22 protein-coding genes are annotated in these 23,938 nt (G+C 60.6%); 14 read left to right on the forward strand and 8 right to left on the reverse strand.

Annotated features, from left to right (window positions below; translation table 11 throughout):
• Positions 1-100: 100 nt before the first annotated feature.
• Genes AC5RWD_RS15960 through AC5RWD_RS15970 form a run of 3 tightly spaced genes read left to right on the forward strand, consistent with a single transcriptional unit; the run spans position 101 to position 3,679 of the window.
• Positions 101-1,030 carry an ABC transporter permease gene (locus AC5RWD_RS15960; RefSeq protein WP_494020946.1) on the forward strand — a complete coding sequence of 310 codons (930 nt, stop codon included), beginning with the start codon at positions 101-103 and terminating at the stop codon, positions 1,028-1,030.
• Positions 1,020-1,982 (forward strand): ABC transporter permease, encoded by a 963-nt coding sequence (locus AC5RWD_RS15965; protein ID WP_494020947.1) that lies wholly within the window; start codon positions 1,020-1,022, stop codon positions 1,980-1,982. The genes AC5RWD_RS15960 and AC5RWD_RS15965 overlap by 11 nt, the downstream gene beginning before the upstream one ends.
• Positions 1,979-3,679 carry a dipeptide ABC transporter ATP-binding protein gene (locus tag AC5RWD_RS15970; RefSeq protein ID WP_494020948.1) on the forward strand — a complete coding sequence of 567 codons (1,701 nt, stop codon included), beginning with the start codon at positions 1,979-1,981 and terminating at the stop codon, positions 3,677-3,679. Before AC5RWD_RS15965 ends, AC5RWD_RS15970 begins: the two co-directional genes overlap by 4 nt.
• A 348-nt stretch (positions 3,680-4,027) precedes the next feature.
• Here AC5RWD_RS15970 and AC5RWD_RS15975 read toward each other — a convergent pair whose 3' ends face one another.
• Positions 4,028-4,474, reverse strand: coding sequence for a hypothetical protein (locus AC5RWD_RS15975; RefSeq protein ID WP_494020949.1), 447 nt, complete (start codon positions 4,472-4,474; stop codon positions 4,028-4,030).
• Between the two features lie 362 nt (positions 4,475-4,836).
• Here AC5RWD_RS15975 and AC5RWD_RS15980 point away from each other — a divergent pair, with 362 nt between their 5' ends.
• The 8 genes from AC5RWD_RS15980 to AC5RWD_RS16015 all read left to right on the forward strand — a co-directional run bounded on the left by AC5RWD_RS15980 (position 4,837) and on the right by AC5RWD_RS16015 (position 14,577).
• On the forward strand, positions 4,837-5,409 hold the full coding sequence (locus AC5RWD_RS15980) for a recombinase family protein (RefSeq protein ID WP_494020950.1): 573 nt from the start codon (positions 4,837-4,839) through the stop codon (positions 5,407-5,409).
• Between the two features lie 117 nt (positions 5,410-5,526).
• Complete coding sequence (locus tag AC5RWD_RS15985; protein ID WP_494020951.1) at positions 5,527-7,125, forward strand: ATP-dependent nuclease; 1,599 nt, start codon at positions 5,527-5,529, stop codon at positions 7,123-7,125.
• Between the two features lie 286 nt (positions 7,126-7,411).
• Positions 7,412-8,908 carry a type I restriction-modification system subunit M gene (locus AC5RWD_RS15990; protein ID WP_494020952.1) on the forward strand — a complete coding sequence of 499 codons (1,497 nt, stop codon included), beginning with the start codon at positions 7,412-7,414 and terminating at the stop codon, positions 8,906-8,908.
• Positions 8,909-9,179: 271 nt separating this feature from the next.
• A complete protein-coding gene (locus AC5RWD_RS15995) occupies positions 9,180-9,632 on the forward strand; it encodes a restriction endonuclease subunit S (protein ID WP_494020953.1) in 453 nt (150 codons plus the stop codon).
• Positions 9,521-10,099, forward strand: a complete 579-nt coding sequence (locus AC5RWD_RS16000) for a restriction endonuclease subunit S (protein ID WP_494020954.1) — start codon at positions 9,521-9,523, stop codon at positions 10,097-10,099. The genes AC5RWD_RS15995 and AC5RWD_RS16000 overlap by 112 nt, the downstream gene beginning before the upstream one ends.
• The gene (locus tag AC5RWD_RS16005; protein ID WP_494020955.1) at positions 10,099-11,034 is read left to right on the forward strand and encodes a restriction endonuclease; all 936 of its coding nucleotides are present in this window, start codon (positions 10,099-10,101) and stop codon (positions 11,032-11,034) included. The genes AC5RWD_RS16000 and AC5RWD_RS16005 overlap by 1 nt, the downstream gene beginning before the upstream one ends.
• A gap of 247 nt (positions 11,035-11,281) precedes the next feature.
• The gene (locus AC5RWD_RS16010; protein WP_494020956.1) at positions 11,282-13,201 is read left to right on the forward strand and encodes a DEAD/DEAH box helicase family protein; all 1,920 of its coding nucleotides are present in this window, start codon (positions 11,282-11,284) and stop codon (positions 13,199-13,201) included.
• On the forward strand, positions 13,111-14,577 hold the full coding sequence (locus AC5RWD_RS16015) for a type I restriction-modification enzyme R subunit C-terminal domain-containing protein (protein ID WP_494020969.1): 1,467 nt from the start codon (positions 13,111-13,113) through the stop codon (positions 14,575-14,577). Before AC5RWD_RS16010 ends, AC5RWD_RS16015 begins: the two co-directional genes overlap by 91 nt.
• Positions 14,578-14,733: 156 nt before the next feature.
• Here AC5RWD_RS16015 and AC5RWD_RS16020 read toward each other — a convergent pair whose 3' ends face one another.
• The 5 genes from AC5RWD_RS16020 to AC5RWD_RS16040 all read right to left on the reverse strand — a co-directional run bounded on the left by AC5RWD_RS16020 (position 14,734) and on the right by AC5RWD_RS16040 (position 17,712).
• On the reverse strand, positions 14,734-15,141 hold the full coding sequence (locus tag AC5RWD_RS16020; protein WP_494020957.1) for a hypothetical protein: 408 nt from the start codon (positions 15,139-15,141) through the stop codon (positions 14,734-14,736).
• Positions 15,131-15,448: a hypothetical protein gene (locus tag AC5RWD_RS16025; RefSeq protein ID WP_494020958.1), complete on the reverse strand. Its 318-nt coding sequence runs from the start codon at positions 15,446-15,448 to the stop codon at positions 15,131-15,133. The genes AC5RWD_RS16020 and AC5RWD_RS16025 overlap by 11 nt, the downstream gene beginning before the upstream one ends.
• A complete protein-coding gene (locus tag AC5RWD_RS16030; protein ID WP_494020959.1) occupies positions 15,429-15,761 on the reverse strand; it encodes a hypothetical protein in 333 nt (110 codons plus the stop codon). The genes AC5RWD_RS16025 and AC5RWD_RS16030 overlap by 20 nt, the downstream gene beginning before the upstream one ends.
• Positions 15,762-16,345: 584 nt before the next feature.
• On the reverse strand, positions 16,346-17,365 hold the full coding sequence (locus tag AC5RWD_RS16035; RefSeq protein WP_494020960.1) for an ATP-dependent DNA ligase: 1,020 nt from the start codon (positions 17,363-17,365) through the stop codon (positions 16,346-16,348).
• 47 nt (positions 17,366-17,412) lie between these two features.
• Positions 17,413-17,712, reverse strand: coding sequence for a hypothetical protein (locus AC5RWD_RS16040; RefSeq protein ID WP_494020961.1), 300 nt, complete (start codon positions 17,710-17,712; stop codon positions 17,413-17,415).
• A gap of 821 nt (positions 17,713-18,533) precedes the next feature.
• Between AC5RWD_RS16040 and AC5RWD_RS16045 the strand changes: the two genes are divergently transcribed.
• The 3 genes from AC5RWD_RS16045 (at position 18,534) to AC5RWD_RS16055 (ending at position 22,370) form a co-directional block, all read left to right on the forward strand.
• Positions 18,534-19,604, forward strand: coding sequence for an IS110 family RNA-guided transposase (locus tag AC5RWD_RS16045; protein ID WP_494020962.1), 1,071 nt, complete (start codon positions 18,534-18,536; stop codon positions 19,602-19,604).
• Between the two features lie 355 nt (positions 19,605-19,959).
• Positions 19,960-20,526, forward strand: coding sequence for a recombinase family protein (locus AC5RWD_RS16050; protein WP_494020963.1), 567 nt, complete (start codon positions 19,960-19,962; stop codon positions 20,524-20,526).
• 497 nt (positions 20,527-21,023) lie between these two features.
• The gene (locus AC5RWD_RS16055; protein WP_494020964.1) at positions 21,024-22,370 is read left to right on the forward strand and encodes a ParB/RepB/Spo0J family partition protein; all 1,347 of its coding nucleotides are present in this window, start codon (positions 21,024-21,026) and stop codon (positions 22,368-22,370) included.
• 319 nt (positions 22,371-22,689) lie between these two features.
• Here the strand turns inward: AC5RWD_RS16055 and AC5RWD_RS16060 are convergent, their stop codons facing one another.
• Positions 22,690-22,917 (reverse strand): DUF2188 domain-containing protein, encoded by a 228-nt coding sequence (locus AC5RWD_RS16060; RefSeq protein WP_494020965.1) that lies wholly within the window; start codon positions 22,915-22,917, stop codon positions 22,690-22,692.
• 653 nt (positions 22,918-23,570) lie between these two features.
• On the reverse strand, positions 23,571-23,938 hold a 368-nt coding region (locus AC5RWD_RS16065), incomplete at its 5' end, for a hypothetical protein (protein WP_494020966.1).

Consider the following 23,938-nt stretch of genomic DNA (forward strand, 5'->3'; position numbering starts at 1 on the left):
CGCGGCTGTGGTGGTCCGACTGGCGCGTCGCCCCCGATTTGGCTGTGGGGGAAAGACAAACGTAAATCCGCGCCGCGTCCTTAGGAAGCAGCGCGTCTCAGTGATCCGTTACATACTCCGGCGTATGCTTCAAGCGATTCCCGTCCTAATAGGAACGACGTTCCTTGTCTTTTACATGGTTTTCGTGCTGCCGGGGGATCCGATTGCTGCCCTATTCGGAGACAAGCAACCCCCACAAAGCGTCATAGATGACCTACGCGGCCAGTACCGCTTGGACGAGCCGTTCTGGGTCCAATACGGCGCGTTCCTCGTGAACCTCCTCACCCTGAATCTTGGAAACGACTTCACGCAACAACCGATCGCAGCGACTCTGGCCCGGATATTTCCGGTGACCGCTATGCTCGCGGTAGAGGCCCTCATCATTCAGGCACTCTTCGGCGTTACCTTCGGTCTGATCGCAGGCCTTCGCCAAGGCAAGGTCTTCGACTCAACGGTCCTGCTGGGCTCCCTGATCGTCATCGCGATACCGACATTCGTTCTCGGTTTCGTTATCCAGCTCGTTTTTGGCATCCGTCTGGGTTGGGCCAAACCTACGGTTGTCCCCAGCCCGGGTTGGGTAGACCTCATCCTGCCCGCCACAGTGCTGGGACTGGCATCCTTCGCCTACGTCCTAAGGCTCACCCGGGCCGCAGTCATAGAGGGCAAGAACGCCGAGTACGTCCGCACCGCCTCAGCAAAGGGACTCTCCAGTGCACGACTCGTCACAGCGCACATACTCCGCAATTCGATGATTCCGGTCGTCACGTACCTCGGCGCGAACCTGGGCACCCTCATGGGAGGGGCTGTCGTCATCGAGGGCATCTTCAACGTGCCCGGCGTGGGCAACAAGCTGTACCAAGCCGTTCTACGCGGCGAAGGACCAACTGTGGTGATCATCGTGAGCGTTCTCGTGCTCGTATTCGTCGTGGCCAACCTTGTTGTGGACCTCCTGTATGCATGGCTTGACCCTAGGATCCGATATGAAAAGTGACCATGACGCTGAACATTTTGTTGCACCCGGAGAGCAAACCCCTCTATTACCCGCCGATCCTCTCTATGCGGCGGTGGGGCCCGGGGGTCTATGGGCGGATGCATGGCGGGAGCTCAGGTGCCGGCCCCTGTTCATCGTCTCCTCCGTGATGATCCTCATGATCATCACGGTGGCGCTTTTCCCCGGGCTCTTCACCCAGACACCGCCGAACGAAAACTGCCAGTTGGCCAACTCGGCTGGACCACCCGCTTCCGGCCATCCTCTTGGCTTCACTTTTCAGGGATGCGATGTCTACTCACGCATCATCCATGGGACACAGGCGTCAGTAGCCGTCGGGCTGCTGTCCGTTTCTGGCGTACTAATCATCGGCCTGATCTTCGGCGCCCTATCGGGCTATTACGGAGGCTGGATTGACGCCGTCCTCGCACGCCTGGGCGACATCTTTTTCGCTCTCCCTCTGATCCTTGGCGCATTGGTCATCGCACAGCTTCCGCCCGTCCGGGACAACAAGAGCGTCTGGACTGTAGTGCTTGTCATCTCCCTCCTAGGATGGCCTCAGATGGCCCGCATCACCCGTGGCGCAGTTCTGGAAGTCAGTAACGCCGAATTCGTGAACGCGGCGAAATCCCTAGGCGTCTCAAAGTTCATCACGTTGGTCCGTCACGTGTTGCCCAATTGCACGGGACCGGTTGTTGTCTTGGTGCCCTTGGAACTGGGCACGTTTATTGTGACGGAGGCTACCCTGTCCTTCCTGGGAATCGGGCTACCCCAATCGGTCATGTCATGGGGGCAGGACATCGCCGCGGCCCAACAGTCAGTCCGCACCGACCCCATGATTTTGATATATCCGGCCATTGCACTGTCAGTGACGGTGCTTAGCTTCGTTATGCTCGCGGACGCACTCCGCGATGCCTTCGATCCCAAGAGCCATCCCCGTTCGAGGAAGCGATGAAACCACCGCATGCAACCCCGGCGGAAGCGGGTTCCGAAGCGGAAGAGCCGCTGCTGGAGATAAGGGATCTCAGGGTCACCTTCCAGACATCACGCGGCGACATCGAAGCGGTGAGAGGCGCACACCTGAACATCATGCCCGGCGAAACCGTGGCCATGGTGGGAGAATCGGGTTCCGGCAAATCCACGATAGCTCTTGCAGTTATCGGCCTTTTACCTGACAACGCACGCGTAGTCGGCGGACGAATACTGCTCAACACTGAAGACATCTCGCATGCCTCCAACCGGCGCATGACCAAACTTCGCGGCAAAATCGTCGGCATGATCCCGCAGGACCCGATGGTCAACCTCAATCCCGTCTGGAAGATCGGCTACCAAGTGAGCGAAGCGCTCCAGGCCAATGGCAAGCCGGCAGGGCGCTCTGACGTCGAAAGGATCCTTGCGGAGGCAGGGCTTAAGGATTCGGCACGCCGTGCCACTCAGTATCCACACGAGCTTTCAGGCGGAATGCGGCAACGCGTACTCATTGCGATCGGACTCTCCTGCCGGCCAAGGCTTCTGATCGCCGACGAACCAACATCCGCGCTGGATGTCACAGTCCAGCGGCAGGTCCTGGACCACCTAGAGGCAATGACTTCAGAGCTCGGCACAGGCACCCTGCTCATAACTCATGATCTGGTCTTGGCCGCTGAGCGGGCGAAAAAAATAGTCGTTCTGTACCGTGGGCAGGTAGTCGAGTCCGGCCCCTCACTGGAGTTGCTAAGCAACCCTGGGCACCAGTACACCCAGAGACTAGTAGCCTCGGCGCCCGCGCTGCATGCCCGCCGTATCCAAAAGCCGGTTCGGCCCGCATTCCCAGAAGATGCCCGCCCCGGACCAAGGCGTCCCCGGAAACAAAGTGCTGCGGAAGAACTTTTGAAGGTTGAAAATCTCACAAAGGCGTTTAAGCTCCGCTCGGGGATAGGGCGTTCAAACGAATTCACAGCCGTGGAGAACGTTTCCTTCAACGTCAAGCGTGGAACAACGACGGCGATCGTCGGCGAGTCTGGTTCCGGTAAAACCACAGTTGCAAGAATGGTCCTGAGCCTCCTGATGCCCACGTCGGGACGGATCGTCTTCGATGGGGTGGACACCTCCACGCTTAATCCCCGGAAAGCCTTCCATCTCCGACGCCGCATCCAGCCCATCTTTCAGGACCCTTACAGTTCCCTCGACCCCATGTACAACATCTACCGGACCATCGAAGAACCTCTCAAAACTCACCGGATCAGCGACAGATCAGGCCGCAAGACGAGGGTACGGGAACTCCTGGATCAAGTGCACCTGCCCCAATCGAGCATGCAGCGGTACCCGAACGAGCTCTCGGGTGGGCAACGGCAGCGTGTGGCAATCGCCAGAGCGTTGGCTTTAAATCCTGAGCTCATAATCTGCGATGAGGCCGTGTCGGCTCTCGACGTACTGGTGCAGGCTCAGGTTCTCAGCCTCCTCAGCGACCTCCAGTCGACGCTAGGACTGACGTACGTCTTCATCGCCCATGACCTAGCGGTAGTGCGCCAGATCGCGCACTATGTTTGCGTGATGGAGAAAGGAAAAATCGTAGAGGCGGGCCCCACCAACTCGATTTTTGAAGCGCCACGGCACGCCTATACCCAGGCCCTGCTCAACGCTATTCCCGGCGCAGGGCTAATGCTGCCGTAGATTGGCTTGATTCTCTGGTCTGCAGCGTCGGATACATGCTGCAGGGGTGGTGCATGCGGCTTCGGCACTCAGCGCAGACGACTTCGGAATCCGACAGCGTTCTGGCTGGGGTTTGATCGCTCGTGGCGCGTGCAGCGTAAGGCACGGCATAAACGACCGTTTGACGGCAGACTTTGGCGCACGAAGTGCTATTTCCCATGTCCAGCCGTCATGCAGAGGCAACCGTCCAAGCGTGCAGGGAACGCGGATTGCTGGTCCACGAGCTGGAACGTGAACTTTGCAATGGTCCGAAATGGTGGGAAGTCCTTGGCGGGGAAACCAAAGTTGGTAACGCGGAAGGGTGTCACCCTAGTAAACAGTTCCCCCGGCCGCGCGGATCTGTGCTCCGAGATTGTCCCTGAATGCGGATCCTCCGTAGATTGCGCACATATCGGTGCGCGTGCCCCCGTACTCAAGCGTGAAGTAGTAGCCGCCAAGGTACGCTGCGCCGCTGTACATGGCAGTGACTTGGTTCAGTGGAATATTCAGAATTACGCGGTTGCCTAACAGCCAGGAAACTACATTGTCCGATATGAAGATGAGCGCGTTGTTGGAGATACTCCCGTTGCCGGTAGCGGCTAATCCGTTCGACTTAGCCGCTGCTCTCAGGATTTTCTCAATGGTGGTCCCGGCGCCCGGTATAAGGCTGCCGAGTTCAAAGAGAATTGGGGCATTGACCTCCGAGAGAGTCACCTTTAACTTGTTGCGGTCTGCACCCACAGGGAACTCCCAAACCTCTTTAATGTGCTCGTACAAGGCACCTTATAGGGCGGACAAAGCGTTGCACAGAGCTGAAAGGCGCACTTGGGCAGGGACGATGCGTATGGCCTCGCTCCCACCAGCCCCAACCCTTAGCGGCAAACATTTGATCAGCAATCCGGTTCGAGGTTCAGGGACGTCCTCTACGGTGGGTGCGGTTGGTGGCACCGACTCCATACGGCACGACTCGGAGCGGAGACTTATGAATGGAACTGGCCAACCAGAGACTGTTCAAAAATGACCGTTTCTGACCAATCCACGCGTGCACCCCTAAAACGACCGGAATGTTGCAATAGCGTTGGTCAGAACTGGTTTTCGAAAAGAAGGCCGGTCAAAACATTGGGCGGAGGGTTTTTGACATGTCGACATCGGGCAATGTGATCGGCTATGCGAGGGTCAGCACGCGAGGGCAATCTTTGGATTCTCAGGTTGATGCGTTGGTGTCGGCGGGGGCGGTCCGTGTTTTTCAGGAGTACGCATCCGGGGCGACGCAGACCCGGGCGCGGTGGAAAGAATGTCTTGACTACCTCCAGCCGGGCAATGTCCTGGCGGTTGCTGACCTCACCAGGCTAGGGCGCAGCACGGCGGACTTGGCTGACATCGTGACTGTGCTGGGGCAGCGAGGGATAGGCTTCCGTTCCCTGGCTGAGCCGTGGCTTGATACCACCAGTGCGCACGGAAAGCTCATCTTTGACATGTTCGCTTCTCTTGCCGAGTACGAGCGTTCCAGGTTGTCCGAACGGACAAAGGCTGGCCTGGCCGCGGCGAAAGCGCGTGGCCGTCTGGGTGGAAGACCACGCAGCATGACCGCGGGCAAACTTGAAACTGCCCGACAGCTACGCAGTGAGGGTCATACCCTGAAGGAGACAGCTCAAAGGCTCAGCGTCAGCATCTCATCACTGACTCGGGCACTTAGCCAAAGCGACGGCTAGGAAAGCAGACCTGTGCGTTCATGGCAGAGGACATTTTTGGCATAGCTTTCCTTTCCGGTCCACCCGTTGGGGCTAAGGAAGGGAGCTGTGTCAGTTAGGTCCAATAGGCTACTCTTCATGACCATCAATGTTCGCCTCGCCAACATCATCTCCAACTCGGGCGATAAAGTTGAATTTTCGCCCTGCGGCGTCACCTGTCTGGTTGGCGGCAACAATGCAGGTAAATCCCAGACGCTGAGCGACATTGCCGCTCTTATAGTGAGTTCGGAATCGACCTCAGTAGTCGTGACGGAACTCGTCCTTGATAAGCCCGACCTGGTCGATGAAAACCAGGCCGAGACATTTCTGAGGAACACAGCTATAGAACAGCCGATGCATGGGGCGTCGCCTAGGCAGTACATTCCTCTAGGAAACAGTGGAAATGTCTTGTCAGCACCGCATCTTTCGAGCCTACTGACTCACGGCGGTGCTGCCCTCGGTGGAACTGCCCCCTTCTTCTTTCAGCACTGGACCGCGGGGACGCTCAGTAGCCAAGCGATGATGACACTTGGTCATCCGCATGGTTCAAGTCCAACTACTCCGCTGCATCAGATGTTTATAGACGGTGACTTGGAAGAAGAACTCTCCAATCTCGCTTACGAAGCGTTCGAGGAGCGCCTGACGTTGGATCGTGCCAACATGGACGTCCGTTTAAGGGTAGGCAAGGTGGAAGACGTTGAAATTCCCCTTCTCAGCCATCCCACTCGAGCCTATGCCGAAGCAGTAGCAGCCTTGCCGTCTCTCGCGGATCAAGGGGATGGTGTACGCAGTTTTATCGGGCTCGCTATGACCGTGATGGTCGGTCGTGCGCAGATCCTCCTCATTGATGAGCCAGAAGCGTTTCTTCACCCAGGACAGGCACGAGCACTCGGACGATGGCTGAGCATTCAGGCGAAGAAACGGGACATCCAAGTAGTGGTCTCGACTCACGATCGTGACTTCGTTCTTGGTCTGCTGGATGGAAATGAGGACAGCGTCAGGTTCGTCCGAATCGTCCGCGCCGGTAAGACTAAGAACTACTTTCACGAGCTGCGGCCGGAAGAGGTGAGTGCTACGTGGGCGGACCCAGTCTTGCGGTACTCAAACGTTCTCCAAGGACTATTCCACCGCCGGGTGGTTATATGCGAGGCCGACGCGGATTGCCGTTTCTATGGGGCGGCACTTGACGTGCTGGCGGAGGAGACTCAGCAGCGGTCTCAGGTGGATGACCTGCTATTGGTGCCCGCCGCAGGCAAGCACGGCATTCCAGCACTCGCAAAGGCCTTGATAAAGCTCGGGGTTGAGACCCACGCCTTTGTGGATTTTGACGTCCTCCGGGAGCGCAAGGATGTGAAGGCTATCGCTGAGGCCTTGGGCGAAGAATGGACGGACGACATGGATCGTCTTCGCCGCACTGTCGACAACGCGGTGAAAAGTGAAAATAGGTGGGATGACGTCAAGAAGTATGGCTTGCAGCTGGTGCCGAAGGGACCGCCAACGATTGCGGCAAAGCGATTAATTGCTCTTTTGCGTGATCTCCGGCTACACATCGTGCCTGTCGGCGAGATGGAAGGTTTTGATAGTGATATCGCAGTGAAGGGATCGGAGTGGGTATCTGCTGCTCTAGGCAAGGAGCTCCACAAGAATTCGCAGCCGGCCAAAGACTATGTCGGGCAGATCCTGACATCAGGCAACTGACACCGGCCGGCCCGAGCACTGCCCCGGCGTCGCCTTGGGTGGCAATCGGAACCCCTTTGACATGAGCTTACGTCGTTGCCATCGAGGGTCTACCCACATGGCTTCAATGCAAAATACCCGTTGTGCAGGCAGGTGTGAACAAAGTCGGATGCACGCCGCTCGCGCTTTCAAGGGAGTCACTGCAGGACGCTTCGAACAAGGACACTATCGACCATCAAGACGCTCCCACCTGTCGGAGACAGGCCGTGGAACGCCTGTAACTCGGACTCTCAAATAAGATGAGCCGGTGATAACAGGCGAAATCAAATCTCAGGTAGACAAGGTCTGGAACGCGTTCTGGACTGGCGGCATCTCCAATCCCCTGGAAGTGATCGAACAGATCACCTATCTGCTCTTCCTGAAGCGCCTCGACGAGAACCAGAGCCGAGCCGAGAACAAGGCCAACCGCACCGGTACACCGGTCGAAAATCCGGTCTTCCCCACGGGCGTAGATGACAAGGGCCGCTCCTACCAAGACTTCCGCTGGAGCAGGTTCAAGAACTTCCCCGGCGACGAGATGTACACCGTTTTCGCCGAGCACATCTTTCCGTTCCTGCGTACCGGGCTGGTCCAGCTCGCCAGTGGTGAGGAGTCCTCCTACGCTCAGCACATGAAGGACGCCCGCTTTACCATTCCCAACGCCGGGCTGCTGGAAAAAGTTGTCGACATTATCGATAAGATCCCCATGGATGAACGCGATACAAAGGGTGACGTCTACGAATACATGCTCGGTAAGATCGCCTCGGCCGGAACCAACGGCCAGTTCCGCACGCCCCGCCACATTATTGACTTGATGGTGAAGATGACGACGCCCCAGCCGATGGAGGCAATCTGCGACCCGGCTGCCGGCACCGCGGGGTTCCTGGTCCAGGCGGGCGAGTATCTCCGTCGGCAGAACCCGAACCTGCTGACCACCCCGGAGCTGAGCCGGTTCTTCCACCACAGTCAGTTTCATGGGTACGACTTCGACAGCACCATGCTGCGCATCGCATCCATGAACCTGCTCCTGCACGGGGTGGAGAACCCGGACATCACCTACCGGGACTCTCTGGCCGACCTGCACAGGACGGAGGAGGAAAAGTACGACGTCATCCTCGCAAATCCGCCGTTCGCCGGCAGCTTGGACTATGAGAACGTAGCTAAGGATTTGCTCTCCCTAGTCAAGACCAAAAAGACCGAGTTGCTCTTTCTGGCCCTGTTCCTGAGGCTGCTCAAACCCGGAGGGCGTGCCGCGGTCATCGTGCCCGACGGTGTGATGTTCGGCTCGTCCACGGCGCATAAAGCATTGCGGAAAATGCTTGTCGAGGACCACAAGCTCGATGGCGTGGTTAAGCTCCCCTCCGGCGTCTTCAAACCCTACGCGGGGGTCTCGACGGCGATCCTGTTCTTTACCAAGACGAACTCCGGTGGCACAGACAGCGTGTGGTTCTACGAAGTGACAGCGGACGGCTTCAGCCTCGACGACAAACGCACCCCGCTGGAAACATCAGACCTCGAAGACGTTTTGGAACGCTGGCAGCAGCGGACGACGACGGAGGTCGACCGGGTACGCACCGACCAGTCCTTCCTCGTCCCCAAGGCTGAGATCGCCGCTAACGGCTACGACCTCTCGCTGAACAGGTACAAGGAAGTTGAGCACGATGAGATCGACCACAAGGAACCGACCGACGTCATCGCCGACTTGGAAAAGCTTGAGCAGGAAATCGCTCTGGGAATAACCGAGCTGAAAGAACTCCTCAAATGACGATGAAACTTCAGCTGTCGGGGAGCCCCTCGCGGGCAGAGACGGGAGTAATTCAGCACGTCCCGCTGGCCAGGGTATGTGACATCATCATGGGGCAGGCGCCGGCCGGAGACACCTACAACACTTCAGAGAACGGTGTTCCCCTCATCGCTGGGGCAGGTGATTTCTCTGGCGGGATTTTGGCACCGAAGAAGTTTACGGACAAGCCAACCAAGCTCTCACAACCCGGCGACATCGTGCTCAGTATTAGAGCTTCGATTGGAGACAAGGTATGGGCAGACCAGACTTACTGCCGGGGCGTGGGGTGGCAGCCCTCCGTGCCAAGCCATCTATAGATTCTAAATATCTTTGGCACTGGCTTTCCGCCTCCAAACGGACCCTTAGGGGCAAGGCTAGAGGGGCCACTTTCCTTCAGGTCAACCGAACTGACATTGCTGAGCTCGTCATTGCTGTCCCGCCCTTGGATGAGCAGCGTCGGATTGCTGCCATCCTGGACAAGGCCGACGAGCTCCGCACAAAACGTCTTCAGGCCCTCACACACCTCGACGACATGGCGCCTGCTATCTTCCACGACATGTTCGGCGACCCCGACAGCAATCCGCGGGGGCTTCCATGCAAGCCTCTGACAGAGGTAGGCCATCTCTACAGTGGGGGCACCCCGTCCAAAGCCGATCCTCTCGGAACTGGATTGGGAGCTTGCCTTGGTTCAGCCCCAAAGACATGAAGCGGGACGATCTATTTGATTCCGCCGACCACATTGACCAGCACGTACCGGTCAGATCGTCATTGAAGCGGCTCCCTAAGAACACAGTTGCCTTTGTCGTTCGAGGAATGATTTTGGCGCACACGTTCCCGGTCTCAGTACTTCGGGTCGAATCCACGGTGAATCAGGACATGAAGGCCGTAATACCGAGAGAAACTATCGATCCTGACTTCTTGGCAGCATGCTTGCGAGTGCAAGCCGGCCGTATCCTGACGCTTGTCGATACGGCTGCACATGGAACCAAGAAACTAAACGCGAGGGCGCTTGCCAATATCCAGATTCTTGTGCCCAACCATGAGGATCAGGCCGAATTCGCTAAGCGCATTGCGACCCTCGGGCGACTCAGGGCTTACTATGGCGCGCAACTGGCCGAACTCGATGGCCTCTTCGCGTCGCTCCAGCACCGCGCCTTCAATGGGAAACTCTAATGAGTGAGGTCTTGTCATCCACCCCCGAGTCGGAGGTGCCGATTTGGCCGCTCTTTGTGTCCCACGTGCTCCGAGCACTTTCCGCCGGGGAAACGCTGCACCGCCGTGACATTGTTAGCCGCGCTATTGACTCTGCGGGACTATCGGAGGCAGCACGTGCCGAAACACTGAACACCGGCGGCCTTAGATCCGAGCAACGGCTCGGCTGGGCCATCAGCAATCTCCTGAAGGCCGGATGGATCGAGCGGCCGGTCCGGGCCAATTACCGCATCACCGCGGCGGGGCGGGAATGGTTCGCCAAACATCCGGAAGGGATCGGCGACTTCTCCACGGCAAGGACGGTGTTTGCGCCCTTCTGGCCGCAGTCGGATGGCCGGAAACCTGTGCTCTCCTCAGCCGAGGAGACTCTCGTGGAGGATATTGACCCGATCGAGCAAATCGAATCCGGGATCAACCGCATCCAATCCGACGTCGGCGATGCGCTCCTCACGCGTCTCCGGGAGAGTCACCCCGACTTCTTCGAGCAAGCAGTTGTCGATCTACTCCTCAAGATGGGCTACGGCGGAGCCGAGCAGCGTGGGAAACGCATCGGCGGCAGCAATGACGGCGGCGTCGATGGGGTAATCGACCAGGACGCCCTAGGCCTGGACCGCATCTATGTCCAGGCCAAACGCTATGCCAACGGAAATACTGTGGGCCGTGAGGCTATTCAAGCCTTTGTCGGCGCCCTTCATGGCGTCGGCGCCTCGCGCGGTGTCTTCATCACCACAAGCGCTTTCACATCTGGCGCGGCGGACTACGCAAGGGCAGTCCCTTCGCGCGTCATTCTTATTGATGGGGCGCGACTTGTCGGGCTGATGATCAAGTATCGGGTCGGAGTCCAGGTGAAGCAGAGTTACGACATCGTCGAGCTCGACGAGGACTTCTTCGAGTAGGCACCGCCAGACTGCCCTATTTGGCGGTAGCAGCAGCCTGAACCGAAATTGATGTTGGTAGGCAAGCGGCGGGCGACATCAACTAGGCTCCACGTAGAGAAGCAACGAGGGAGTGGCATTGGGGGATGTAAACAGCAATTTCTCTGCACTGCAAGCGGAATGGCCAGAAATTGCCAAAGAGGCGCGACTGGCCGAGCTCTATGCGAGGAAGGACCCGCGGTCTTCGCTGCTCTACGCCCGGCGGACTATGGAAACGCTGCTGGCCTGGCTCTACGATGCTGACGCCTCGCTGGCGTTGCCGTACAAGAGCGACCTCAACGCCCTCATGTCGGAACCGACGTTCAAACGGCTCGCAGGCGAAACGATCGTGAGCAAGTTCCACCTCATCCGCAAGGTAGCGAACAGCGCCATCCACACCAACGCTGCCATCACGGTCCAGCATTCTGAGCAGACTGTTCGGGAGCTCTTCCATGTCTGCATCTGGCTGGCGCTCCGCTACACCCGCGATCCCGCCAACCGCCCGAACCCCGCAGCCGTCTTTAAGAGTGAATTTCTCAGCCCGCAGCCACGAGCAGGCGTTCCTGCCCCCTCGGCGAAACCGCGTACTGCTGACCAAACAGCGAAACTCGCAGAAGAACTGGCTACCAAGGACGCGGCGCTGACGGCCCAGAAGCAGGACAATGAGCAACTGCAATCCCAGCTCACAGCGCTGCGTGCGGAGATCGCCCGAGCGAAGGAAGAGAACAAGAAGTTCCCGGACAGTCACGACTACTCCGAAGCAGAAACCCGGGTCTACATAGACCTGTACCTGGGCGAAGCAGGCTGGACACTGGACAAGGCCGAGGACCGAGAATTCGAAGTCCACCACATGCCCACCCACGCCGGCCCCACCACCGGGACCGGGTTCGTGGACTACGTTCTGTGGGGATCGGACGGCAAGCCACTTGCCGTCGTCGAAGCCAAGCGGTCGGCCAAGTCACCCTACGAGGGGCAGCAACAGGCGAAGCTCTATGCTGACGCACTGGAAAAAGAGAAAGGCCAGCGCCCCGTTATTTACTACAGCAACGGCTACGAGCACTGGATCTGGGACGACGCCTCTGGCTATTCACCCCGGCCGGTCCAAGGCTTCCACAGCCGGGACCAGCTTCAGCTTATGGTGGACCGCCGCACGACTCGGAAACCCCTGGCCACGGCGCCCATCAACACTGACATCGCAGGCCGCAGTTACCAGCAGGCGGCCATCCGGGCCGTGACCGACGCCTTGGAAAACGACAAGGAACGCAAGGCGCTGCTCGTGATGGCGACCGGCTCGGGCAAAACACGGACCGTCGTCGCACTCTCCAGCCTTCTGATGCAGGCGAACTGGGTCAAACGCGTACTGTTCCTGGCCGACCGCGTCGCCCTGGTGGACCAGGCCGCCCGTGCCTTTAAAACCAATCTCCCCGGATCGTCTCCGGTGGTGCTCGGCCGCGATGTGCAGGCGGACAGCCGCATCCACATCGCCACCTATCCCACGATGATGAACCTCATCAACGAACGGACCGATGACGGCACGGTCCTGAAACAACGGTTCGGGATAGGACACTACGACCTGATCATCATCGATGAGGCCCACCGTTCCGTGTATCAGAAGTATCGGGCCATCTTTGAGTACTTTGATGCGTATCTGGTGGGTCTGACCGCCACCCCGCAGTCCGAAGTGGACCGCAACACCTACTCCCTTTTCGACATCGAGGACCACGTCCCCACGTTCGCTTACGAGCTGACGCAGGCCATCTCTGACGGCTACCTCGTACCGCCCCGGACCGTGTCGATTCCGCTGAAGTTCCCAGTCGAAGGGATCCGCTACGAGGAACTCTCGGACGAGGAAAAGGAGGAGTGGGACTCTGCTGAATGGGATGAGGACGGGGAGATCCCCGACGCCGTGGATCCGGCCATCCTCAACACCTGGCTGTTCAACGCCAACACAGTGGACAAGGCCCTCGAGGTGCTGATGACACGCGGGCACAAGGTCGCCGGGGGGACCGTCTTGGAAAGACGATCATCTTCGCCAAGAACCAAAAGCATGCAGAATTCATCGCCGAACGATTCAACATCAATTACCCGCAATATGGGGGAACTTTCGCCAAGATCGTCACCCACAGCGTCAACTACGCCTCCACCCTGATCGACGCCTTCGCCCGCACCGAGGACAGTCCACACATCGCCGTGTCCGTGGACATGCTCGATACCGGAATCGACGTGCCCGAAGTGGTCAACCTGCTCTTCTTCAAGGTGGTGCGCTCCAAGACAAAGTTCTGGCAGATGGTCGGCCGCGGCACCCGACTTAGGCCGGAGCTGTACGGCCCTGGTGAAGACAAACAGGACTTCTTCATCTTCGACGTCTGCCAGGACGTTGAATACTTCAACGCCGAGCTGCCCGGTTCAGAAGGCTCCCTAGGCCAGTCCTTGGCGCACCGCAGCTTCGCCGTCCGAACACAGCTACTGGCCGAAGCCCGCACCGCCGGGCTCGACGGAGACTACCTGCCGGCACTTGAATCCGGCCTGGTGGGGCAAGTCGCGGGGCTACCCCGCGAGAACTTCCTGGTGCGACCCCAGTTGCAATGGGTGGAGAAGTTCGCCAAAACGGAGTCGTGGGCCGCACTTGGCACGCAGGATCTGACGGACCTGCAGAGCAAACTCGCCCCCTTGGCGACGCTGGCTTCCGCGCCCGACACGGAGGAAGCCAAACGCTTCGACCTGCTTATGTACCAGGCGCAGCTGGCTGCACTCACTTCCGCGGCCGCCGTTGAGCCATACCGCAAGAAAATTGTCGAGATTGCGTCCGCCCTACAGGACCAGCCAAACATCCCAGCCATTGCCGCCCAACTGGCCCTGATCCAGTCGATTCTGGAGGGAGAGGAATGGGGGCAGGTGTCACCGCAGTGGCTCGAATTGATCCGGGTCCGGCTCAGGGGGCTTGCACACCTGATCGAAAAGAAGCGCCGCAAAGTGGTCTACATGAACTTCGAAGACACCCTTGGTGAAATCGTAGAAGGTGAGCTGAAGGGAACCTTAACCGGATCGGTAGATCTGTCCCGGTACCGTGAGAAGGCCCGGATGTACCTACAGGGATTCCTGGACCACATGGCCATCCATCGCCTCCGCCGCGGACTGCCCCTGACCGAAACGGATCTGGATGAACTTCAGCGCATGCTGATCGAGAGTGGCGCGGGTTCAACCGAGGAACTTGAAGCCGCCACCACACAAGCCGAGGGGTTGGGGCTGTTTGTCAGGTCCCTGGTGGGGATGGACCGGCAGGCTGCTTTGGATTCCTTGTCCGAGTTCGTGGGGGACAAGACCCTCAACGCCAACCAGCTGCACTTCGTTGACATGATCGTCCAGCAACTCACCGAGAACGGAGTCGTGGACATCGGCGCGTTGTATGAATCTCCCTACAGCGACGCGGCCCCTGCCGGGCCGGAGAGCCTCTTCCCAGATGCGGATGTCGATCTGCTGGCCGAGGCTCTCAACAGGGTGCGGGCTTCAGCCATGGCGGGATAGGTTTCGGCCAGGGGCTCCTGGACACACGGGTCCGAGTAGAACAGGCCGAGGCTACCCACTGTTGCCGTGGCGTCTTCGTAGGCATGCACTGGGCGGCGATGTGCACTGTGCTGCCGTCGGCATCTGGATAGTTCCGGTGATTTCCACCGAACGATCCTATTTGGGCGGCCGGGTTCCAGGGAGTTGTTCGGCGAAGCCCTCTAATGTGTGGTGCAACTCCTCTGTCCGGTGGAGGAAATTGACCGGCCGTATGCTGTGCAGGTCCCGAGCAGGGGTGATCATCCAGACAGTGAAGTAGTTGTGTGGGATCCGTAGTTCCATGGCGTGCCGGAACAGGCCTGTCACCGTCGGGTGGAGCTGGCCGCTGTGGGTGAACTGGAACCCGGGACAGAACGTTCCGTCTCCGATGAAAACGCGGACGAGCTGGCGCAACGCAGGTTCAGGATCCGGGAACCCGGCTTCGAGCCGCTCCCGGACCTGGCCCAGCGTGGGGAGGCCGAACTCATCCCGGACCGCCTCCCAGAGTTGCGGCGGGATGGGCGAGCGATACAGATCAGCCGGCATCGGTAATGGATTCCAGCAGCCACTGCTCCGAGAGCGGGTCGCGGCGCAGCTCGAAGGTCCGCAGCGCCGATGTTGAGGACCCGAGGCGTACCTGCACGCGCCAGTGTTCGATGTCCACGACGTTCCCGACCCCGACCGGTGCGCTGCGCCGGGTCGCCCACCACGAGTCCCGGTCGAACCAGTGCACCGGTTCCGCTGCCACGGCCCACACACGCCCGTCGTAGCGGACGGCCAGGGGAATGCCGGTGGCGGTGAACCGGACATCCACGGGGGCGTCCAGGGTTGTTTCATTCAGTGTTGCTGTCACGGTTGGTCCGCTCTCCCAAGTTTCTGTTCATCATTTCTTCGCGGCGGGTTACCGCCGAACTCCACACCCACGTCCGGTACGTCACCGGGCCGTCCTGCCACGTCACTTCCGCTGCCTTGGCGGTCCACGCGAACACCTCGCCGTCCACCAGCTCGGCGCAGTTCGGGAACCGGATCCACGCCTTCACCGGAATCCCGGGGAAGCCGTTCTTGACCGGGAAGTGCTCGAAATCGAGCTCCTCCACCGTCAGCCCCATCGGGCCGGCCCGGCGGGCGTACCGCGACTGCAAAGCGCTGGCTTGCTCCGGTCCCATAACACAACCTTAGAACATATATTCGAATAGACACGCCAGTAAAAAGCGGCCTTCTGAGCCGCCGCTGATCATTCTGGGGGAGGGGTACGACAAAGAACGGATTGCACGCCAGATACCGGAACGGGTTAAGCCCATTGTGGTCATGAGCCCTCAGCACAGCTCAAAGCTGGAGTGTGGGCCCGGGCTATTTCAGCGCCTTCGTTACCTTGTCCGGTTAGGTCCTCCGGGCTCTAACTACACGCGCGAGGCGCAGCGCGAAGTAGACAACGGCGGCCACGCTCACCGACGTAAAAATCCACGTGCCATCCATACTGAGCGCGGGGCCGCTAGTACACGCGCTCGTAGCGGCGGACTCGATTGTGGAGCCAACGCACTCGCCGCTTTTATACGCCAGCAACGTCATGTTCACAATGATCAGAAGGAGGATCGCGACGGCCCAAGGCCACCATCGCGCTGAATGGAATCGCGGCGTCTCATCCATGCCGTCACCCTACTGATCGGGCCATCCACTGTCTGCCCCCTTCACGTTCTGTTTAGTACCTGCAAATCCTCCGGCCGCCACCACGGACGCCGCGCCGCCGTCGTCAGCGGTGCCTGTAGTCCAGCTTCGGGGGAACCCTGACCTCTGATGGATCCAGCTCCGGTCTGGGACGCCGGTAGCTGACCGGGTGGCGGAAGGACGTGCCGGACCAGGCGACGTCCGCGGAGACCTCGACCACGACCGGTTCGACCAGGGTCAGCCGCACGGGGCCTTTGTCCTTGCTGAATCTGTTCAGCGAGGACTCGCTGATCTCTTCGGGCCAGGGATGCCCGGGGCCGGCCGGGTGGAGGTGCCGGCCCAGTTCACGCCCTACTTTCGTGGAGAGTACCGTGGACCGGCCGACAATCGTCAGCTCGCCGCCCACCGGCAGGCCGGCGATGATGGCCTGCGGCTGGCCCACAGGCCCGATCACGGCAGCGCACACGACGTCCAGGACATCATGGTGTTTCAGCTTCAACCAGATCCTGGCGGCCTCGTAGGGCTGTGCGCCGCCCTTGAACACGAGACCCTCGATTCCTGTCGCGGGCAGATCCCGCAGCCAGGTCTTCGCCAGTTCCATGTCCCTGGTGGCGGGGGAGAGGTTCAATGGCGCGGCCCAGTCCCGAGCAAGTTCCTCGAGCAGCTGCCGGCGCCCGGTGAACGGCACGCCCCGGGTGTCCTGCCCGGCGACGGCCAGCACATCGAAGGCCACGAAAGAGGCGGGCAGCTCTTTGATCAGGGCCGGCAGGGCGGCCCTGGAAGTGACCATGCGCTGCTGCAGTGCATCGAAATCCAGCCGGTCCCGGTTCCAGATGACGGCTTCGCCGTCCAGGACAACCCCGGGCGGCACCTGCTCTGCGAGGGCCCCGGCCAGATCCGGCAGGATTTTCGTGAGGCTCTTGCGCTGCCTGGACCAGAGCGTCACCTGATCAGCGTCAACAAACGCTGCCGCCCGGTAACCGTCCCATTTGGGTTCCGCCCATAGGCCGCCGGGCAGCGCGTTGGGGCTAGGGAAGGCCTTGACGAGTTTCGCCAGGGCAACCGCGGCCGGTGGGTGCAGTGCCGGCGGAAGGGACTCGGCCATGGGCCCAGCCTAAAGGAGAGACGCCAGCATTAACGTCCGTGCTGACCCTACTTGGCCGGAGGACCCTCCGTGGCAGCGTCCTCCGCGCTGACGCGGCGGAGGATGGCCGCCATGGTCCGAATAGCTGCTGGATCTTCCTGCCAGGGCTTGCCGCCCCGTGAGCAGGCGTGAAAACCGGTGGCAGCTGATTCTTTCGCCGCTTCGGTGAGTTCGGCCCACGCCGCTTTCAGGTCTGCCGCCTGCTCAGGAGTCAACGGCTCCTGTTCCTCGGACTTATCGGCCACTACGCGGGCGGCGTCACCAGTATCCGCCGGCTTGCGCCGGCCGAACCAGTTCCACAGGCCCATAGGATTTCCCCTCCAATAGTGTCCCGCCGGGAGCAATGTCTTGCCTTGCTCCCGCGGAGACCGGCGAGACACCACCGTATCAACGCTCCAAGGACGGTTCAGGGCAAAGCAGAGGGCCGCAACCGGTGGGAATGCGACCCTCTGCCCTGGGTAAACATCCTGCTGCTTACGCCTTCGAGCATGCCACACTCGCGGGGCAGGGAAGGTGCGTGCTCGCAGGGCTCGCACCCATTCGGGCGTCCGCTGGCGCGGCCGGCTGTGGTGTCCAGGGGGCGCCGTCGCAGGGCTCCGGACCCCCTGGCCCTGTCTTGTCTACGACGTTTTTGGCTGCTGTCCTTCGGATTGTACGTGCCCGTTCCGGCCCCTCTAGCCCCTGTCGTTCCTCCCGGGGCCTTCGCCCCGGAAAAGTCTTCTCCGGCGCTCCTTCGTCGCTGATTTCCTCCGAAGATTTTCCGTGTCTTGCCCTCACGGGTAGACGGGACTCCACGGGCACAGCTCCGCAAGCTTCGCCAGCAGCCAAAACAACTGTGAGTCTTAACAGGCTGGTCTGGGATCAGCTGGCAGTGTTGATGCCGGTCGTGCTGCCTGGTTCGTGACTCGAAAAACAATTGGCCCCTTGAGGGTGCATTTCCCCCGACTTGTCCGATCCGGGTGGAACGGCCGGCGTTGACCTGACCCACGTCGGTGGCTTGATTAGAAGCTTGCCCAACCTCGCTGTTGTGGCTCATCACAGTATTGCCTCGAAGTGACCTCCTCCCAGGTCCAGTGCCGGTCGTGATGCGACCAGTCTTGTCCGTTCGAAAGGAAGGAAGGTCGCCGCATTGACTACCGTTGCGCAGATCCACCCGTTTGTCATCGGTGTGGACTGCCACGCCCGAACCCATACCTACGCCATCATCGAGGCTGACACCAGGCGACAGGTCGCGTGCGAGCAGTTCCCAACCACGGGGGCCGGAATCTCGCGGGCCTTGGCTTGGGTAGGACGCCGTACCGGCGGCGACATGGCCAGTTTGTGCGTAATTGAGGGCATCGGCACCTATGGAGCTCGGCTAGCCCGCTCGGTGGCCGATGCTGGGTATGACGTCGCCGAAGCGCCCCGCATGAATGCTCGGCAGCGTCGGGGGATCGGCAAGTCCGACCCCCTGGATGCTGCTGCCATCGCCACCGCTGTTCTGGGTTTGGACGCGTCCCAGCTGCGGGTGCCGCGGCAGGACGAAGGCGTGCGTGCTGCGCTCAGGATCCTGGCCGCTGCCCGCGACCAGCTGACTCGAGAGCGGACAGTGAACGTGAACGCCCTTACCGCGCTACTGCGCGCCTGCGATCTCGGCATCGACGCCCGTAAACCCTTGACCATAAATCAGATCACCACGATCACCCGATGGCGGGAACGCCAGGAACCTCTGGAAGCAGCGATCGCTCGTGATGAGGCCGTACGCCTCGCTCGGCGGATCAATGAGGTGACCGCGCAGCTGGCAACAAACCAGAAGCGCATGGCGGAGCTGATCCAGCAAAGCCCCGCCGCGCCGATCCTGCAGATCGTGGGCGTCGGAGCCGTCACGGCCGCAGTCATCCTCGCGGCCTGGTCTCACCCAGGCAGGGTCCGGAGCGAATCTGCCTTCGCCTCCTTAGCCGGGGTAAATCCGATCCCGGCATCCAGCGGTAACACCAGCAGAAACCGGCTCAACCGCGGCGGCGACAGACGACTGAACCGGGCTCTACACACCATCACGATGACCCGCATGAACCACGATCCCGAAACACGGGCCTACGTCGAGAAACGCACCCAGGAAGGCCGCACCTATCGAGAAATCCGCAGATCCCTCAAGCGCTACCTGGCCCGAACCCTCTACCGGCAACTCAACACCCTTTACGCCACCGCGGGGCCGGCCTGATCCCACGCGGCCGGGGCAGGCTCTTACCCGGAATAGGAGCACAGGAGGTACATCACCCAGGGAACGCTTGAATTCACCGACTTCGCCCGGCTGGTTCGATGGAGGGGCCACTGCCGCGGGTCCCCCGCAAGTATCGAAACCGCTTCCTCAAACGGGACGAGCCACTGTGCTCTGATGATGTTTGCGGCGATGGATGCGTCCGTATTCCCGTCGCCGTTCCGGACACTTTGCGATGTCCAACAGACGGCCGTTCACTACACAAGGCCAGGACGGTGTCGTGCGGCGGGCTGTTGTGTTCCATGGGCCGTGCCCGAGAGCTATGTTCTGCCGGGTGCGTTGGCGGTACATTGGCGCCGTGGCCTCGGTTGGATATGCCCGGGTTTCCAGACGGGACCAGAGCGCGGACGGCCAGACAGACGCCCTCGAAGCCGCCGGCTGCGACAGGGTGTTTACTGATCACGCCTCCGGCGTATTGGCCAGACGGACTTCGCTCGATGCTGCGTTGGACTACCTCGGGCCAGGGGACACTCTCGTGGTGACCAAGCTCGACCGGCTCGGACGATCCGTCCGGAACCTCAAAGACCTCGCAGAGTGGCTCCAAGACCACGACGTTGGGCTGAAGGCCATTTCCCAGGGCATCGATACAACGACACCCGGCGGACGGCTGTTCTTCCATATCCTCGCGGCGATTGCAGAGTTCGAGCATGACCTCATCGTGGAGCGAACCCAGGACGGACTGGCCGCTGCGCGTGCCCGTGGTCGCAAGGGCGGCGGCCGGATCAAGATGACCCCGACGAAGGCGGCGCAGGCGCGGGCGATGTATGACCAAAAGGTCTACACCGTCCAGCAGATTGCGGAGACTTTAGGGGTTTCGCGCGGGACCATCTACCGGCACCTCACCGACGGCGCTGGCCACAACTAGACAACCCGCTGCTGCCCTGTCTTAGGAAGCTAGACGGCGCGTCGGAGCGCGCCGGAATCGGTCCTCGCTGCGCTCGGGCTGTAGAAGCGCTTTTCCTGTTTTTGGCTGCTGTCCCAAGGGATTGTACGTGCCCGTTCCAGCCTGTATAGCCCCTCCAAAGTCGGGGCCTACGTGCCGGAAATTCTTGAACCCAGGATCCTCGCTAGCTCGGATCCTCCTAAGATTTTCCGGCCCTTGCCCAAGGGTAGACAGGCTTCCATCGGGCACAGCTACGCAAGCTTCGCCAGCAGCCAAAACAACGGGGGAGAGGGGAAGCTGGCCGGTCACCTAAGCCGCCCCACCACCGGCAAACAACGACGAGGGGAGGGGCAATCGGGTTGGTCAGCCTGCACCCCGTTTCCACCGCTTGACAGACATAGAAGCGTCGGGGGGAGAGGGGAGCTGGCCGGTCACCTGAGCCGCCCGACACCCCCACGTCTCTGCAAGGACAAAAAACCATGAACGCAGCACCCACGCTCGAAATGCTCGACCCGGCAACCCTGACCGTCGATATCAACGTCCGGAAGGACGCTGCCCTGACCGCCGATTTCATCGCCAGCATCAAGGAACACGGCGTAATGGAACCCGTGATCGCCCACCGCAAGGACGACGGCACCGTGCACGTCCTGATGGGCCAGCGCCGCACCCGCGCCGCCGTCGAAGCCGGACGGCCCCTGATCCCGGTAATGATCATCGACTCACCCGAGGAAGCCGAACGCATCGTCACGCAGGTCGTGGAGAACATCCAGCGCGCCGAACTGACCGAAGCGGACGAAGCCGACGCTTACCACCAGCTGTCCCTGATCGGCGTCCCGGCCGCCGCGATCGCCAAGAAGACCGGACGCACCAAGACCACCGTCGAGTCCGCCCTCAAAGCCAAGTCCACCGAGACCGGAGCCGCCGCCCTGGGCAAGGGCTACACCATCGAAGAAGCCCTTATTCTCGCTGAGTTTGAGTCAGACGAGGAAGCCACCGCCGAACTCGAGTCGGTCATCATGGACGAACCCGACATGCTCCTGCACGTCACCCAGCAGCTGCGCGACAAGCGCGACCGCGCCGCCGCGCTGGCCGCCCTTACCGCAGAGCTGGAAGCGGCCGGAACGATTGTCGTCCCGGAATGCGGGTACGGGGAGGACAGCGAAACTCTGCGGGTCACGTCCCTGAAAAGGGCAGACGGGGAACCGGCCACGGACGAGGACGGAAACGCCGTCTACATCGAAACGGACTACCGGGGCGAGCACTCCGCCGTCGCCGTCGTCACCGGCTGGAAAGAACTGGGCTTCACGCTCCGCTACTACAGCGGCTACGGCACCTCATCAGCACCCAAAGGCCCGATGACCGACAAGCAGAAGGCCGAACGGAAGACCCTGATCGAGAACAACAAGCTGATGCAGTCAGCTACCACCGTCCGCCGCGAATGGGTCAAGAACCTCCTGGCAAAGAAGCAGGCCCCCAAGGGCTGGCAGTACTTCACCCTCCACGCCATCACCCACCACTCCGAAACCGCCAGCGGCTATGACGGAAAAGTGGCCGCCGAGATGGCTGGAGTGAAGTTCGAAGAATCCAACCAGTGGGCGTGGAACCCGCTCAGGGACCACGTCACCAAGACCACCACACGGCCGGAGTTCGCACTGATTGCACTGATCTGCGCCGGGTATGAAAAGACCATCCAAAAGGACTCGTGGCGCTCACCCAGCCAAACCCACCGGGACTACCTGAACCAGCTGGTCGCATGGGGATATACCGCATCGGAGACTGAACAGATCATCATCGACAGCGGCCAAAAGGCTGAGACGGCCGGATAGACCACGGCTCCTGTGCCGGGCGGCGGATCCCGAACCCCGTCCGGCACAGGGCCCCAGCCCAATCACCGCAGGCAGGCCAGGAACCTTCCGGAAGTCGGGCGGTCCGCCGCCCAGGGCGAACCACAGCAACCACTCACCAGCGGCGGACCGCCGTCCTGCGCCAGCAACAGGAACAGAGAGAAGGAGCCGCGCTCCAGCAATGAGGCTGGCCATCACTTCGGCTAGACTGACCATAGATTTCTTGCAGAGAAACCCGAAAGGAGCCGGCGCGTGCCAGCTCCTTTCCGGGTTAACGGGGGAGCCGGAGCCCCGTGTTGCGTCAGCCCGGGACGTTCCTGGGATCGTTGCCGTAGCTGTTCTTGGACCCGATCTGGCCATCCTGGTTCCTGATCACGTGTTCCACCTTGTCGGCCTGGGCCGCTTCCCGGCCCGCAGTTGCCGCTTCATCCTTGGTGCTGTAGCCGGCACCGAACGCGCGGCCGGTGCCTTCGCGCTTGTTCTTCCACTGGCCATCTTCGTAGTACGTCTCGATATCGCCCTGAGCCACTGCACACTCCCTCTGCCGTTCCGGTTCCTGCATTTGCTGCCCACATATGGATAGCGAAAAGCCCCGCAGCACGAGTCGTAAAGCGGGGCCTTCCTGGCAACCACTCCGCCGGATGGGGGACAGGCGGAGAAGCTGACACCAACCTAATAGCAAGTATGCTTACTTTTCAAATTGGACACGTTCCCCATGGTCCACGCCATGCACGGCCGGCGCACCGCCCGCCGTGGTCGACATTCCTTCAGCAGGGATGACACACCTATTCAGCCTGCCACCCAAGCTAGCTGCACACGTCACCGCACCAAGCCGGAGCCTTCTCAGGCACATGGGGGCTGCCGCTGAGGGATCCTGCGGGGATGACCACAGTCGCCGACGGCGGCACCCACCATCCCTTTGTCGTTTTCAGAAGCTGGCTGCACAAACTTCCCCTGAATCTCAGGGTTTGTGCAGACGGCTTGTGACCAGTAGCTGGCCGGTACTCCTATGCACAAAGCTCCCTTTCGCTCGATACTCCTATTCACAAATGCACACACACACGTCTCGAAACCCTAGTGTTTCGAGGCACAGAGGTGTGGAGACAGCGGGTATGGGGAGGGGAGCCTCTGCCGGGACGACGGGCCCGGCCGCATGCTCTAGCTGGATGGATCGGCTGCACCTCATCCGGCCTGGACCTGGTCTAAAGCGGTCAGCAAACCGTGGGCGTCTGGGACGTCAAAAAAGGCTACGTTCTGTCCCATGCCAAGGCTGAAGAAGTCTAACCCCGTGTTCTGATACATGCCGAACATGCCCATGGCGCCGCCCTGGTATCCGAAAGTCACACTCACATGTTGGCCGTCCTTAGACCTGTCCACCTTGGTTGGCATGGCCCTGACGGGAGTATCAGCAACTGACCTGTTGCCTGTGCAAACGATGGCCCGGCTGTCGGTGAGTCCGTAGGCGGTGGCGATTTTCCGTTTTTTCTTTGCGATGAAACGGCCGAAAATAAAGTAGAGGCCCACCAGGACGAACGGAATTCCCCAAATTA

The organism is Arthrobacter sp. CMU6 (assembly GCF_059090205.1).